Origin of the sequence: Lysinibacillus sp. 54212 (genome assembly GCF_036662795.1) — a bacterium.
Classification (GTDB): domain Bacteria; phylum Bacillota; class Bacilli; order Bacillales_A; family Planococcaceae; genus Lysinibacillus_B.
Genome location: NZ_JBAFWZ010000011.1, coordinates 23,231 through 38,199, shown reverse-complemented (window position 1 = coordinate 38,199; position 14,969 = coordinate 23,231). Strand labels below are relative to the sequence as shown.

The window sequence follows — 14,969 nt, the reverse complement described above, 5'->3', positions numbered from 1 at the left end:
GAATATGTTACTATAGATAAGAAATCACTATCAACTTTTATCAATTGATTGGAGGCTTTTCTATGTACTTCGTAGATAGAAACAAAATTACACTGAACTTAAATCATTTAAACGACCTTATAGCAGTGCTTGAAGGCAATGATAATTGGCTAAAGGACGATATCTTAAAATTAGCGCTACAACGCATTGGTCATAATATGATGGAATCGATGATGGATGTAGGGAACCTAATGATTGATGGCTTTATTATGCGAGATCCAGGAAGCTACGAGGATATTATCGATATTTTAGTCGATGAAAAAGTTATTACACCTGAAATGGATGCACCATTAAAGGCAGTTGTCGGCTTACGTAAAATGCTCGTACGTGAATTTATAGCCGTAGATGATAAGGAAGTTTTATCGGTACTAACAGCAAGCTTACCAGCAATTAAAGCTTTCCCAGGCAAGGTTCAAGATTATGTAACGAATGAGCTAGGCCCTGTATCGGCATTTTTACCTGAGGAACAGTAAATGAATGCATACTGTTTTGATTTAGACGGTACAGTTTACCGTGGAAGGGCAGGTATTGATTCTGCTATTCGATTTATTCACAACTTACAGAAGGATGGGAATGAACCGTTTTACATAACGAATAATTCCTCCAAAACACCACAGCAGCTGCAGCAGGCTTTAAAAGATGTAGGGATTGATGCGCCTCTTACACATATTTATTCAAGTGCAATAGCAACAGCCAAGTATATTGTGAAGAATTATAAGGAAGCAGTTGTACAAGTAATAGGCTCAGATGGCATTCGGGCGGCACTAGAAAATGAGGGAATCGCTGTTAGAGATGATGAACATGGCGACGTTCTTGTTATGGGTATTGATCGAAAGATTGATTATGCTCGTCTTGGCAAAGCTTGTATCCTCGTTCAAAACGGCGCAAAGCTTATTGGAACGAATGAGGATATTAAATTCCCTACCGAACAAGGCTTCCTTCCAGGCAACGGTTCCTTTGTTCGCATGGTTGGTAACGTTGCTGGTGTAGAGCCGTTATTTATCGGAAAACCATCTCCTGCGATGCTTGAAATGATTGCAGAGGAGCATGGATTGTCGAATGAGGACCTGATTATGGTTGGCGATAATTATGATACAGATATTTTATGCGGCATAAACTTCGGTTGTAGGACTATTCATGTGAATACGGGTGTGACGCCTACTGCGGTTGTAAAAACACAACCTATTCAACCAACCTATCTGGTAGAAAACTTAGATGAGATAGACCGTGCTTTCTTGTAAAGCGCGGTTTTTTTGCTTAGTGAGTGTTTTGTGCGGATGGGTGTGCTTTTGTGCGTATGGCCCATTCTTTTGTTCGGATAAGGAGTGCATTTGTGCGTATAGTCTGCTTATGTTCGGATAGGGTGTTCATTTGTGCGGATAAGGTCGGCTTTTGTGCGTATGGCCCATTCTTTTGTTCGGATAAGGAGTGCATTTGTGCGTATAGCTCATTCTTTTGTTCGGCTAGCCCGTTCATTTGTACGTATAGCTCCTTTTTTTATTCGGACAGCCTACTTTACATGCCATTTGTGTAACTATGCCAACCCTCATTTGGAAACTCCAATCTCTCGTGCATTAACCATCCGATTAAAGCAATCTACCAAAGGAAATGCCCAAATATTAATGAAATAAAAAACGCTAGCACATACTAGCGTTACGAGTTACCACATTGGATTTTGTTCAATATAGTCATATATTTTTTTTGTTAATTCAGCAGGTGAATCCGCTTCGACAATATCACCGTTTACTAGTGCATAAAAGGCGTTTTCACATTTTGTACAATAGCTTAAGCAGCCATATTCTAAAACATCGATATTCGGATCTTTTTCAAGTGCTTCATACGTTTCCTGTGCACCGTTTGCTAAATTACTTATGCAAAATTCAACCATTGGATTCATCTCGGTCACCTCACTCATTGTCATGCTACTCTCATTTGAGAGATTCGTCAATGAAACAATTTCTTGTGAAAACTTTCACAAAAAGATATTGTGAAACATCTCACAATAGGCTATACTCATTTATGGATACTTTGTGAACAAATCAATTACACAATGCGTATTTGCTGAAAGACGATATAAGCAGAACATAATTTTTAAAGGAGAGCATTATGAAAAAATTAGTTTTATTAGGCGGCGGGTACGGAAATATGCGTATTTTACTACGTTTATTACCAAACAATTTGCCAGAAGATACAGAAATTATTTTAGTAGACAGAACACCATTTCATAGCTTAAAAACAGAATTTTATGCATTAGCTGCAGGCACTTCGACTGATAAGGAAGTACGTGTATCATTTCCAGAACATCCGCGGTTAAAAACTGTTTTTGGGGAAATTTCTCGCATCGATCGTGAAGAAAAAACGGTTTCTTTAGAAAATGGGGAAGTAATTTCATATGATGATTTAGTAATTGGTTTAGGTTGTGAAGACAAATACCATGGTGTACCCGGTGCGGAGGAGTACACATACAGTATTCAAACAATCGCAAAGTCACGTACGACCTTTGAAAAGCTATGTGGTTTACCACCTGGTTCAACAGTAGGGATTGTAGGCGCGGGACTGTCTGGCATAGAGCTAGCGAGTGAACTTCGTGAAAGCCGTTCAGACTTGAAAATTAAATTATTTGACCGTTCACCTCGTATCTTACGAGATTTCCCAGAGAAGTTAAGTAATTACGTAAAATCATGGTTCATAAAACATAATGTAGAGGTTATTGCCGAGTCCAACATTACAAAGGTGGAGCCAACTCGCTTGTATAACCATGACCAAGTGATAGAGGTCGATGCCATTGTTTGGACAGCGGGGGTTCAGCCTGTAAAGCTCGTTCGTGATATGGAAGCGGAAAAGGATAAGTTTGGTCGCCCAATCGTAACACAATATTTCACATTACAGGATGATGAGCATGTGTTTGTCATTGGGGATTGTGCATCTTCAACGCTACCTCCAACAGCTCAGCTAGCTGAAGAACAAGCAGAGCATGTTGTAAAGATTTTACGTACTCGTTGGAGTGGCATGTCTTTACCAGATAAAATGCCAGAAATAAAATTAAAAGGATTCATGGGATCCCTAGGTAAAAAACAAGGATTCGTTCATTTAGCAGATACAACAGTAACAGGGCGTATTGCACGTTTAATGAAATCAGGCCTTCTATGGATGTATAAGCGTCAAAACGATAACTAATATAAATGTGAGAGGTCGTCCAATGTTGGGCGACCTTTTGTTTTAACAATTAAAAAGCTACCGTCGATTAGGACGGCAGCTCTCATTAGTTAATCACAAACCTCAGGATTTCCTTCGCGCTGAGGTGCCTTAAATGAAGTTCCGCAGCCACATGAGGCAATTGCGTTTGGATTCTCAATCGTAAAGCCTCCGCCCAGGAGCGATTGCTTATAGTCAATATTTGTTCCCATTAAAATCGGTGCGTCTTCCTTAGAAACAACTATTTGTAAACCAAACTGTTCGTCTGTGAAATCATCTTCGTTTTTATGTTCGTCAAATGCCATACCGTATGATAATCCGCTGCAACCGCCACCACGAACTGCTACACGCAGGTAAGAACCTTCTTCTTCGTTATGCGTCATCATTTCTTTAATTTGAAAGGATGCCGCTTCTGTTAAAACAATTACTCTTTTTTCGGTAGTCATTACAGTCACCTTCCTTTCTCCTATCATATCAATTCTGTTTTGCACGTGACAACAAAACTGCCTTTGAATTGTGCAATTTACATAGCTACTTTTTTCCTTCAAATTGATATAATAGTAATGGGACTATATAATTGAAGGGATGAAATATAATGGAGATTTCACCGTTTTACGAAAAAAAAATCGACTGCTTACATTGTAAAAAAAGTTTCCCTACATTAAAGGTACGTTCAAAATTTGTAAAGGTAGAAGATACAGGCACTGATTTTCAACCGATGTATGCAGAAGGAAATGTACAAGCAATGTATTATAATGTCTTCGTATGTGAGCATTGTGGTTTTTCATTTACCGAAGATTTTACTAAATATTTTGCACCAGGTGTGGCAGAAGAAATTCAAAAACAAATAACAAATAATTGGGTACACCATGATTTTAAGGGGGAGCGTACCGTTTTTCAGGCAATTCAAGCGTATAAGCTCGCTTTACTATGTGCGAATATTAAAAAGGAAAAGTTTGTAGCTAAAGCTGGACTAGCTCTTCGCTTAGCTTGGCTGTATCGTTCGTTAAAAAATGATGGACAAGAAATGCGCTTTATGCAAATTGCTCGTGACCAGTATATGGAATCGTTTTCTACAGAGGATTATGCGAGTACTCAAATGTCTGGCGTTCGCATTATGTATATGATTGCTGAGTTATCACGTCGATTAGGAGATTATGAGAATTCAACGCGCTTTTTCTCACGAGTTATTGAAAATCAGCGAGTAGGTGGCGAGGCTAAGTTAGTAGAAATGGCGAAAGAGCAATGGCAGCTAATTCGTCAAGAGCGAGAGACTATTACGCAAGATTAGTAAAAGAGGTATCCGCATAAAACGGATACCTCTTTGAGTTGATTATTAGAAAACTTGCTCTACTTCAATAATGCCTGGTACTTCTTCTAATAGTGCTCGCTCAATACCTGCTTTTAATGTGATTGTAGAACTCGGGCAGCTTCCGCATGCGCCTAGTAAGCGTAGTTTTACAATGCCGTCTTCAATATCGACTAATTCGCAGTCTCCACCATCGCGTAATAGGAATGGGCGTAATTTATCTAAAACTTCTTGTACTTGTTCTTTTTGTTCAATATCTGTCATTTCACTCGACTCCTTTCACTAAAGTTATTATAATGTGAAGAAACAAAAAAATCCAATATTGAATCATGAAAGGTCGGAAGAAAAAAATGGGTCAATCTAAGGCAATAGTTGAAGTGTACGGAGCTAACGTAATTTGTGCTAGCTGTGTAAATGCTCCATCATCAAAGGATACATACGAATGGCTGCAAGCAGCAATCGATCGAAAATTTCCAGACCAACCATTTGAAATACGCTATATTGATATCGAAGCGCCATTAGTAAACGAACGTGATATCGATTATGCAACTCGCATTGCGGACGATGAGTTTTTTTATCCACTGGTATTAATTAACGATGAAGTTGTCGGTGAAGGCTACGTTCAGATTAAACCGGTCTTTACTGCGCTTGAAAATTTAGGCTACAAGTCGCACGATTAATAAAAGCAGGAGTCAACGGTTCCTTCCTTTGAACATACTATATTACTAATAGTATGTTCTTTTTTATGAATAAAACCTATAATGTTACTTTGATATAAATTTGCGTTTTGAATTTAGTAAAAATTTGTTTTATGATAAGTGCAGGTTGGCATTAGGAGGTTTGAAACTCGTGGACGTATTACATGTGTTAGATAAATTAGATACTATAGAAATTTTATTCGAGCCTATTTATAGTGGTGATGAGCATAGCATTGTTGCTTATAAAGTTGTCGGAAGGATTGCAGATCAAACGTCGACTTTTGACTTGGAGGATTTTACGTATAATGAAGAGGTGCCAGAGGATATTCGTGCTGAGGTGGAGAGGCTCATCATACGTCAATCCATTGTGATAGCAAAGCAGGAGTTACTGGATGTAGAACTTTATATTCCATGTAATCCTAATTTATTGATGATTGATTATGGTGAAAGCTATTTTGCTCTGTTAAAGGAGTTAGTAGCGGAAAATCACATGGAGCAGCTTACCCTTGTGATGAATGAGCATTGTTATAAAGGGGATATTATGCAATTACACCACGTAGTCAAATACATGAAAACATACGGTGTAAAGGTCGCATTAAATAATATAGCATCACATAGTCAGCTAAATTCCATTTTATTATTAGAGCCGAGTGTGTTAATAATAAACGTTCGGCAGCTTAATTATCATAATTGGGGTGCTCAAAACCATGTATTTACTACCCTTAGAACGCTTGCACTAAAAATCGGGGCCTCCTTGATGGTAAGTGATGTAGATACAGTCTATCAATTACAGCATGGCTGGAAAAATGGAGCCCGTTATTATAAAGGGGCCTATTTAGAGAAGCCTTCCAAAACGTTTATTCCACGCGATACATTAAAGTCCCGTTTCCGTGATGAATGTGAGCAGTTTATTGCAACGGAGAAAAAGCTGGTCAAGCAGCGATACCAGGCAATTAAAACGTTAGAAAGGGAAGTCTATACAAATGTTGAAGAGGTTGGGCCTACAAGTAGCCATGTCGAAAAGCTTGTCTCTTTAGCAAAAAAGCTCCAGCCATTTGCATTCCGACTATATATTTGTAATGGAGAAGGATTCCAAACAACGCCAAACATTATGTGGAGGGACGAAGCTTGGGTTATTCAGCAAGAGGCGCTACAAAAAAATTGGAGCTGGCGGCCATACTTCCTTGAAAATTTACTAAAGATGCGACAGGATCATCTTGTGGAGCTATCGAATGCCTATAGCGATATAGAAACAGGTGAGCTAACTCGCACATTATCATTGGCCCTGCCAAATAACGAGTATTTATTCATCGATATTTCCTATAGTTATTTATACGAACACAATATTGTAAATTAATCTTACCGAGCTAACTTGAACATTATTTCAAGCTAGCTCGTTTTTAATGAAATGTAATGAATATTCTCACAATAAAACAGCTCATCTCACCTTCTTTTTAAGTTGAGATGAGCATTATTATATACTATAATTTGAGTACTTTTTCTAAATTATATATGTTTCTCACTCGTTAACGCCTTTTATTAACCATTTTTCTACATGAGAGCATTAATGTATTGAAAATTCGAGGCAAAAGGGCTAATATAGTATGTGATAATCTATGTCGAAAATATGTCGACCTAGCGTAACAAACTACTGAAGTATTCTATGTACTTCTTTTTTGTTTCTTATCGCTAGTACAATAAAATTAAAGGGGTTTTGATTTAAGTGAAAAGACCGACTATTTTAGTGTTAGGCGCTGGATACGGTGGATTAACTACAGTAGTTAACCTACAGAAATTAGTAAGCAGTGAAGAAGCCGAAATCATTTTAATAAATAAAAATGACTACCATTATGAAACAACTTGGTTACATGAAGTGAGTGCTGGTACGATTTCACCAGAAGCAGCACGTTATCCAATTTCAAGTGTAATTAACAACAACGTAAAATTTGTACAAGCTACAGTGGAAAATGTAGATGTAAATGCGCGTAAAGTTGAAACATCGGCAGGCGAATTCACTTACGATTATTTAGTATTTGGTCTTGGTTTCGAAGGTGAAACATTTGGTATCCCTGGTCTAGATAAATATGCCCTTTCATTACCAAACTTAAATGCAGCACGACAAATTCGTGAGCATATTGAATATCAATTTGCTTCTTGGTCATTAGATGAAGAAAAAGATGATAGCAAATTAACAATTGTAGTTGGTGGTGCAGGCTTCACAGGTATCGAGCTTTTAGGGGAGCTTGGAAACCGTATTCCTGAGCTATGTAAAGAATTTGATATTCCACAAGAAAAGGTTCGTGTGCTATGTGTAGAAGCGGCACCAATGGTATTACCAGGCTTCGATCCTCAACTAGTAGAATATGCAAAAACTTCACTATCTAAAAAAGGTATTGAGTTCTCAATCGGTACGCCTGTTGTTGAAGCAACTGAAGAAGGCGTAAAAATTAAAAAAGGTGAAGACGAGTTCGAATTCATTAAAGCAGGTACGGTTATTTGGGCAGCTGGCGTACGTGGTAACAAGTTAGTAGAAACATCTGGTATCGAATCAAACCGTGCACGTATTGCAGTACGTAAAGATATGCGTGCTCCTGGCTTTGACGATGTATTCGTAGTAGGTGACTGTGCATTCCTTCTTAACGAAGAAGCAGGACGTCCATACCCACCAACAGCACAAATCGCAATGCAACAAGCAGTGAACATTGCCAAAAACATTAAACACCTAATGAAAGGCGAAGATACAGAAACATTTGTTTATGATGACAAGGGTGCTGTATGTTCACTAGGTCATGATGATGCAATTGGCGCTGCTATGGGTCGTAAATTTACAGGTAAAACAGCTTCTGCTCTGAAGAAAGTTGTAGACAACCGTGCCCTATTCCTAGTAGGCGGTGTAGGCTTAACAGTGAAAAAAGGTAAATTTAAATTTATCTAATTCAAGTAATAAACAACAGACAAGGTCAAATGTGACTTTGTCTGTTTTTTTGATTTAGAAAGTATAAATTTTTGGGGGTGAGCATTGTCTAGCTCCAGCGCTTCTCGGGGCTAAACGGGGTGCTTGCGCTGTTCTTAAAATATAACAGTTTTTTCTATTCGTGTTACTCGATATAATAAAGGGAGAATATGTATAAAGGATTGAGGAAAATGAAAAAAGATAGAGGGAAAGTTTGGTTAGGGGTTAGTGCTGTAGTAGAAAATCAAAGTGGAGAATGGCTAGTTGTTAAGAAGTCATACGGTGGCTTAAAGGGGCGCTGGTCTCTTCCAGCTGGTTTCGTTGACGAAGGCGAAACAATAGATGAAGGGGCAATTAGGGAAGTGAAGGAAGAAACAGGGATAGATTGCGTTGTTCATGGATTGATTGGTTTTAGAACTGGAGTAATTCGTGAGGAGATAAGCGATAATATGGCGATTTTTTATTGCCATATGGTAGAGTACGCGCAGGAAATTGTCATCGAGGAAAGGGAAATTCTAGAGGCAAGATGGATTCACCCGAAAGATCTTGCGGTCGATGAACGATCTTCTGTAATGATTGTAGAAATGGCACAATACCATGTAGAACACTACATGTTAAATAAAATTGAAGGTATCAATCCTGGTGATATTTTTGGGTATACGAAATATAACTTTTTTTTCAATAAGTAAAAATCTCACTAGCGTTCTAGAAAATCGTGCAATCAGAAACTATTTTTCACGCTACTACTTTGTCTGTTTCATGAAGATCAGAGTATTTCGATTGAAAGCCCTCTATTAATCATGTACACTAATTAGAGGAAAATTGGAGGGTTTACATAGGATGGAATCTGTTTCTTTAGTTCAATTAATTATTTCAGTCGTACTATTTTTTGTTATGTTTTTTGGTATCGGATTTTTACTAAACATGTTACTCCGTATGACGTGGCTGATGGCGATTGTATATCCGATTGTTGTAGTATTTATCGTAGATGACGTTTCTTTTCTTGATTATATTTTCAAGCCAGGGACAGCATTTCCTGCATTAATGGACAAGCTACAAGCATTGCAAATTGTTGATATATTAATTTTATCAGGAGGCTTTGGTGGAGCGATTGTTGCAGGTATTGTTATGATTTATTTACGTAAAGCAGGATACAGAATGTTTTAACATGCATCTATTAGATGCATGTTTTTTCTTTCTCATCACCATAACTTGGAGTTGATTTCCACCAGCGTCAGCGGACAACAGATGTTTTGTGTAGCGAAAACGAAGCGTGGGCTACACGATGTTGTTCACAAAGGCGTAGGAGACAGATGCACTCAAGCTGGCTCCACTCTAATCCAATAAAAGGACCGTCTGAAAAGACATTTTTAGACGATCCATTTGCGACTAGGATGGTGACATGATGATGCTACCACGAGAAGTGCAGTGTGCGGTGATATATAACAATCTCGACTTTAGGTGATGAACCTTTTTTCTTTTGCATATTTAATAGATTCTAAACATAGAATATTAAAGGTTTATACTATATTCGTAGTGTAAACCTTGAAGCAAAGGATGGAGGGGAAAGCATGATCACATTTTTAGTTTGTATTGTTGCACTTATAATTGGTTATTTTACGTATGGAAAATTTGTAGAAAAGGTTTTTGGCAAACAAGAGTCAAGACCAACACCTGCTTATGTTAATGGGGACGGTGTTGATTATGTACCGATGTCTACACCGAAAAATTCACTTATTCAGTTATTAAACATCGCTGGAGTAGGACCGGTATTTGGTCCGATTATGGGGGCATTATATGGTCCTGTGGCATTTGTGTGGATTGTGATCGGCTGTATCTTTGCCGGTGCAGTTCATGATTATTTAACAGGAATGATTTCCATTCGAAATCGTGGTGCTCATTTACCTCAACTAGCAACGAAATTTTTAGGTAAGTATATGAAGCATGTTGTAAATGCATTTGCCCTATTATTATTAGTATTAGTAGGAACGGTATTTGTTTCATCTCCTGCTCTCCTGCTACACAATTTAATGGATGCAAAAGTGAGCATAACGCTTATTACCTTTGTCATTTTTGCGTATTATATTTTAGCTACATTACTTCCTGTAGATAAAATTATTGGACGTATTTATCCGTTCTTCGGAGCATTACTATTAATTTCTGCTGCTGGCATTGGGGTTATGATGTTAGTAACAGGTGCACCAATTCCTGAACTAACTCTACAAAATATGCACCCAGCGGCATTACCAATTTTCCCAATGCTATTCTTTACGATTACTTGTGGTGCCTTATCAGGATTCCATGCAACACAATCACCAATCATTTCACGAACAACCCAAAAAGAATCACAGGGGCGTAAGATTTTTTACGGTATGATGATTGCAGAAGGGATTATTGCCATGATCTGGGCAGCAGCTGCGATGAGCCTATTCAGTGGCTATGGTGGTTTAAATGAAAAGTTAGCAGTAATTGGAACAGCAGGTGTTGTTTCAGAGGCGTCTATACTAATGTTAGGTGCTGTTGGTGGCACATTAGCTATACTAGGTGTTATTGTTTTACCGATTACATCAGGCGATACAGCATTCCGAGCAGCTCGAATGATAATTGCAGATTACTTGAAGTTAGGTCAGGGGAAAATCCTTAGTCGTCTATGGATAGCGATTCCTATGTTTGTCATTTCTTACGGACTAACACAAATTGACTTTAATATTTTATGGCGTTATTTCTCGTGGGCAAACCAAACAACTGCCGTTATCGCACTGTGGGTTGGAGCGATGTATTTAATCATCGCGAAGAAAAACCACTGGATTGCGTCGATTCCAGCGACATTCATGACCTATAATGTATTCGTTTACATTTTATATGAGAAAATTGGGTTTAACTTACCTTTAAATGTGGCATACATCGGCGGTATAGTGTTAACACTAATTGTGATTGTAGCGTTTGCAATGCGAGCTGTTAGTGTTCGTGGAACAGACTTCTTACTCGACGAGGATGTATCGCATTATAAAACAAATCCATAAAAAATCTAAGGGGGGTGTCTTAATAGACGCCTCTTTTTTTCGGTTACCGAAATATCCGAAAAGAGTTATAATGAAGAGGAATGAATTTTAGGAGGCTATTCTTATGAGTATTGTAGCTGGAAAACAAACATTTCAATCTGTCACAGCAGAAACAATTATTATTGGTGTTGGAAAGCATCGTGAGCAAATGAAAAACTGGAGCGAATTTAGCCCGTTTTTTGGGGAAACATTAGAAGCGTGGATTCGTGCTGGAGAAATTAGCTCTGATCGAAAAAAAATAACGAAAATGCCTGTTGCTACAAACAGCAATATTAAACGTATTTTATTTGTCGGTTTAGGCGAAGGGAAAACACTAACAGAAGAAAATCTTCGAGAAGCGTTTGGTTTAGTTGGCAAAGAGCTAAAGGCGCTAAAGGTGAATGATTTCGCTGTTTGGTTAGACTCTTTTGTTTCACCGACAATAGAGGAAGTGGATGTGGCATTCCTTGCAGGGGAAGGCATTCCAATGGGCTTTTATAAAGTACCGCATTATAAAACAACTTCTAATGAAGTGGACACATATCTCGATCGTATAGAGCTTATAACAAAAGGGAATCTAGAAGAGGCTGTAGAGAGCTTTGAAGTTGGTCAAATTTATGCCGAGGCCGTAAATGAAGCACGTAATTTAGTCAATTTACCACCGAATATGCTTACACCAACAGATCTTGCAAATTATGCAGTGGAGCTAGCGAAGGAATATGACTTCGAAGTAGAGATTCTAAATAAGGCACAGCTTGAGGAATTAGGCATGGGCGGCATATTAAGCGTAAATCAAGGCTCTTCAGAAGAACCACGGCTGATTACATTAAAATATCAAGCGAAGGACAAATGGGAAGATGTACTTGCTTTTGTCGGTAAAGGCGTTACCTATGATACAGGCGGTTACTCATTAAAGCCTCGTGAAGGTATGGTCGGAATGAAGGGCGATATGGGTGGTGCTGCAGCGGTGCTTGGCGCGATGAAAATTATCGGCGAAACGCGTCCAAAACGAAATGTAGTAGCCGTTATTGGGGCAACAGACAATATGGTATCAGGAACTGCCTTTAAGCCAGATGACGTCATTACTACTTATAGCGGGAAAACAGTGGAAGTATTAAATACAGATGCTGAAGGCCGTCTAGTATTAGGGGATGCTGTTTCGTATGCAAAGCAGCAAGGTGCGAACTACTTAATCGACGTAGCAACACTAACTGGTGGCGTTATTATTGCACTCGGCATGGATAAAACAGGTGCGCTAACAAATAACGAGGAATTTTTCGAAAGCTTTATGGAGGCGACGATAGAAACGGGCGAATTCGTATGGCGCTTACCGTTAACGGAAAGTGATAAAAAACGTATTCGAAAATCGGATATGGCTGACTTAAACAACTCACCAGGTCGTGACGGTCATATGATTTTTGGAGGCGGCTTTGTTGGCGAATTTGCTGAGGATACACCGTGGATACACTTAGACATTGCCGGTACATCAGAAGCAAAAGCTCCATATGATTTAGGTCCAAAGGGTGCAACAGGTGCCATGGTTCGAACACTAGCAGCGTTTGCTACGAAAACAAAATAAATTTACATTAATAAAGCCGTTCCTTTTCTCAGAGAAGGGGAATGGCTTTTTAAAATGATAAAATTTGCTGAATTGATAGCCCGAGAAATCCAAATAGGCCGAGTAGAATAAACCATGAGTACAGGGATTTCTTACCTCGAAGAATATCGACAATAAAATATAAGAGCACACCTGTTAACGAAGCGATCCCAATAATTGCGATAAGCATATTAAATAAGAATGTATTCAAATCGATTTCCTCCTTATACCGGGAGTGAAGAAAAGGCTATATTCCACGTCATTAAAACGAATGTCATTTTAAATCAACCCCAAGTTATATTGAAGAGACTTTATTTAAACGTACTGTAACTACATTGTACACATTTTCAGGGAAATATTTCAAGGTGGTTAGGATTACGCACTCCTCCTCGATTTTTTCATATTCTAGAAGCAAACGATGATGGAGGAGGAAGGGTATGGGGGTTGAATTAACAGCTCTCCATTGGATATATGTTGCATTTATTGTGCTAATTATTGGGTTTATGGTAAAGCGACGTGATACAACGCTTATTTGTATTCTCGGTATATTTATGCTAGCGATTGTAGCTACAGGGGAGATAACAGCATCAATAAGTGGTGTGTTTAACAGCTTTATTTATGCGATTACAGAGCTCTTATCGACGATCCTTATAATTTCGATTATTGTCGCCATGAGCCGTGTGCTAACGAAAACGGGTATTAATGAGGTTATGGTTGCACCATTTGCAAGATTTATTAAAACGCCAGCACTTGGCTATTGGACAATAGGAATTCTAATGATGGTCATTTCCTGGTTTTTCTGGCCATCTCCAGCAGTGGCCTTACTTGGAGCCGTATTGCTTCCAGCAGCTATCCGTGCTGGACTCCCAGCACTCGGTGTAGCGATGGCCATGAACCTTTTTGGGCACGGAATTGCTTTATCGAGTGATTTTGTTATTCAAGGGGCTCCGAAGCTGACAGCTGATGCGGCAAGCATTCCAGTTGGTGATGTTGTCAGTGCAAGTATTCCGCTCGTTATTACAATGGGGATTGTGACAACGATTACAGCCTATTATCTATTAAGGCGCGATATGAAGCGTGGCAAGATTGAATTAGTAGGCTCGCTAGAGGGCGAGTTTGTACACGATCAAGCAGAAGATTTACTCTCGTTAAAGCAAAAGCGATTTTTCGCTATTCTCATTCCCGTTGCATTTTTAATCGATGTTATAGCAATGTCTGTACTGAGACTACAGGGCGGAGATGCAACGGCGTTAATTGGTGGAACGGCAGTCTTTATACTACTAATCCTGTCAGTTATTGCGCATAAAAATCAAGGACTTGAAAAGACAACAAGCTACTTAATACAAGGGTTCCAATTTGGCTTTAAAGTGTTTGGACCGGTCATTCCAATTGCTGCATTCTTTTATCTAGGGGATTCCGGCTTTGGTCAAATCGTAGGTGACTACCTACCGGCTACCTCACATGGCATTGTAAATGATCTTGGAGCGGGCTTAGCAGCTCTTGTCCCACTCACAAAAGAAATTGCTGTGATTACATTAGTAGGTGTAGGAGCCATAACAGGGTTAGATGGATCAGGCTTTTCTGGTATATCGTTAGTAGGCTCGGTCGGAAGCTTATTCGGAAATGCAATAGGAGATGGAACGGCCACTCTTACAGCTTTAGGGCAAATTTCCGCAATATGGGTCGGCGGGGGAACTTTAATTCCTTGGGCGCTCATTCCAGCAGCTGCAATTTGTAACGTCAGTCCGTTTGAGCTTGCGCGGCGAAATTTACTGCCAGTCGTCATCGGGCTAGTGGTCACAACGATTGTTGCGATGTTTTTAATATAGAGTAACGGTGCAAGGGCTGCCAATTTTTATAGGTTGATATTTACGGGGTCTCCCGTAGAGAGCTTTGCCAAATCTAAGTACGGTTTGTCGAATTTGTCAGAATCGATATACAACTTATTATAAAATAAGTGTCAAAGAGGACTATTTTCCTTATTTGGCACTTATATAAAAATAAGTCGTATATGAAAGTCGACAAATTGCGTTTCTGGCGATCGAAAATTTAATGAATGAATAATAAGTGATGAAAAAATAAACCACCTTCAATAAATTTTGTTAGGAAAGCTAAAATCATATTATTTTTTTGGATT

General features: G+C 38.8%; 16 protein-coding genes and 1 pseudogene. 12 read left to right on the top strand and 5 right to left on the bottom strand.

The window, feature by feature from the left end; all coding sequences use genetic code 11:
- Window positions 1-62: 62 nt before the first annotated feature.
- Window positions 63-512, top strand: coding sequence for a DUF86 domain-containing protein (locus V4T18_RS09670; RefSeq protein WP_332648995.1), 450 nt, complete (start codon window positions 63-65; stop codon window positions 510-512).
- Window positions 513-1,280 carry a TIGR01457 family HAD-type hydrolase gene (locus V4T18_RS09665; protein WP_332648994.1) on the top strand — a complete coding sequence of 256 codons (768 nt, stop codon included), beginning with the start codon at window positions 513-515 and terminating at the stop codon, window positions 1,278-1,280.
- A 16-nt stretch (window positions 1,281-1,296) separates the two neighbouring features.
- Here V4T18_RS09665 and V4T18_RS09660 read toward each other — a convergent pair whose 3' ends face one another.
- Window positions 1,297-1,515, bottom strand: coding sequence for a hypothetical protein (locus V4T18_RS09660; RefSeq protein WP_332648993.1), 219 nt, complete (start codon window positions 1,513-1,515; stop codon window positions 1,297-1,299).
- 184 nt (window positions 1,516-1,699) lie between these two features.
- A complete protein-coding gene (locus tag V4T18_RS09655) occupies window positions 1,700-1,936 on the bottom strand; it encodes a YuzB family protein (protein WP_332649077.1) in 237 nt (78 codons plus the stop codon).
- A gap of 209 nt (window positions 1,937-2,145) precedes the next feature.
- Between V4T18_RS09655 and V4T18_RS09650 the strand changes: the two genes are divergently transcribed.
- Entirely contained in the window at window positions 2,146-3,216 is a 1,071-nt protein-coding gene (locus V4T18_RS09650; RefSeq protein ID WP_332648992.1) for an NAD(P)/FAD-dependent oxidoreductase, read from the top strand.
- 89 nt (window positions 3,217-3,305) lie between these two features.
- Here the strand turns inward: V4T18_RS09650 and V4T18_RS09645 are convergent, their stop codons facing one another.
- On the bottom strand, window positions 3,306-3,680 hold the full coding sequence (locus V4T18_RS09645) for a HesB/IscA family protein (protein ID WP_332649076.1): 375 nt from the start codon (window positions 3,678-3,680) through the stop codon (window positions 3,306-3,308).
- A gap of 149 nt (window positions 3,681-3,829) precedes the next feature.
- Here V4T18_RS09645 and V4T18_RS09640 point away from each other — a divergent pair, with 149 nt between their 5' ends.
- Window positions 3,830-4,525, top strand: coding sequence for a DUF2225 domain-containing protein (locus V4T18_RS09640; RefSeq protein WP_332648991.1), 696 nt, complete (start codon window positions 3,830-3,832; stop codon window positions 4,523-4,525).
- A gap of 45 nt (window positions 4,526-4,570) precedes the next feature.
- Here the strand turns inward: V4T18_RS09640 and V4T18_RS09635 are convergent.
- Window positions 4,571-4,902: pseudogene (locus V4T18_RS09635) on the bottom strand (NifU family protein).
- Between V4T18_RS09635 and V4T18_RS09630 the strand changes: the two are divergent.
- From V4T18_RS09630 to V4T18_RS09600, 7 genes are all read left to right on the top strand, one after another.
- Complete coding sequence (locus V4T18_RS09630; RefSeq protein ID WP_332648990.1) at window positions 4,894-5,223, top strand: YuzD family protein; 330 nt, start codon at window positions 4,894-4,896, stop codon at window positions 5,221-5,223. The pseudogene V4T18_RS09635 and the gene V4T18_RS09630 sit on opposite strands and share 9 nt — an antisense overlap.
- Before the next feature lie 169 nt (window positions 5,224-5,392).
- Window positions 5,393-6,598 (top strand): EAL-associated domain-containing protein, encoded by a 1,206-nt coding sequence (locus V4T18_RS09625; protein ID WP_332648989.1) that lies wholly within the window; start codon window positions 5,393-5,395, stop codon window positions 6,596-6,598.
- Between the two features lie 366 nt (window positions 6,599-6,964).
- A complete protein-coding gene (locus tag V4T18_RS09620; RefSeq protein WP_332648988.1) occupies window positions 6,965-8,176 on the top strand; it encodes an NAD(P)/FAD-dependent oxidoreductase in 1,212 nt (403 codons plus the stop codon).
- Window positions 8,177-8,385: 209 nt separating this feature from the next.
- Complete coding sequence (locus tag V4T18_RS09615) at window positions 8,386-8,883, top strand: NUDIX domain-containing protein (protein WP_332648987.1); 498 nt, start codon at window positions 8,386-8,388, stop codon at window positions 8,881-8,883.
- 151 nt (window positions 8,884-9,034) lie between these two features.
- Window positions 9,035-9,361 carry a YuiB family protein gene (locus V4T18_RS09610; RefSeq protein ID WP_332648986.1) on the top strand — a complete coding sequence of 109 codons (327 nt, stop codon included), beginning with the start codon at window positions 9,035-9,037 and terminating at the stop codon, window positions 9,359-9,361.
- Between the two features lie 404 nt (window positions 9,362-9,765).
- On the top strand, window positions 9,766-11,217 hold the full coding sequence (locus tag V4T18_RS09605; RefSeq protein WP_332648985.1) for a carbon starvation CstA family protein: 1,452 nt from the start codon (window positions 9,766-9,768) through the stop codon (window positions 11,215-11,217).
- Window positions 11,218-11,320: 103 nt separating this feature from the next.
- Window positions 11,321-12,814, top strand: a complete 1,494-nt coding sequence (locus V4T18_RS09600) for a leucyl aminopeptidase (RefSeq protein WP_332648984.1) — start codon at window positions 11,321-11,323, stop codon at window positions 12,812-12,814.
- 49 nt (window positions 12,815-12,863) lie between these two features.
- Here V4T18_RS09600 and V4T18_RS09595 read toward each other — a convergent pair whose 3' ends face one another.
- Window positions 12,864-13,043 (bottom strand): hypothetical protein, encoded by a 180-nt coding sequence (locus V4T18_RS09595; RefSeq protein WP_332648983.1) that lies wholly within the window; start codon window positions 13,041-13,043, stop codon window positions 12,864-12,866.
- Between the two features lie 226 nt (window positions 13,044-13,269).
- Between V4T18_RS09595 and V4T18_RS09590 the strand changes: the two genes are divergently transcribed.
- Window positions 13,270-14,661: a hypothetical protein gene (locus V4T18_RS09590; RefSeq protein WP_332648982.1), complete on the top strand. Its 1,392-nt coding sequence runs from the start codon at window positions 13,270-13,272 to the stop codon at window positions 14,659-14,661.
- Window positions 14,662-14,969 lie beyond the last annotated feature (308 nt).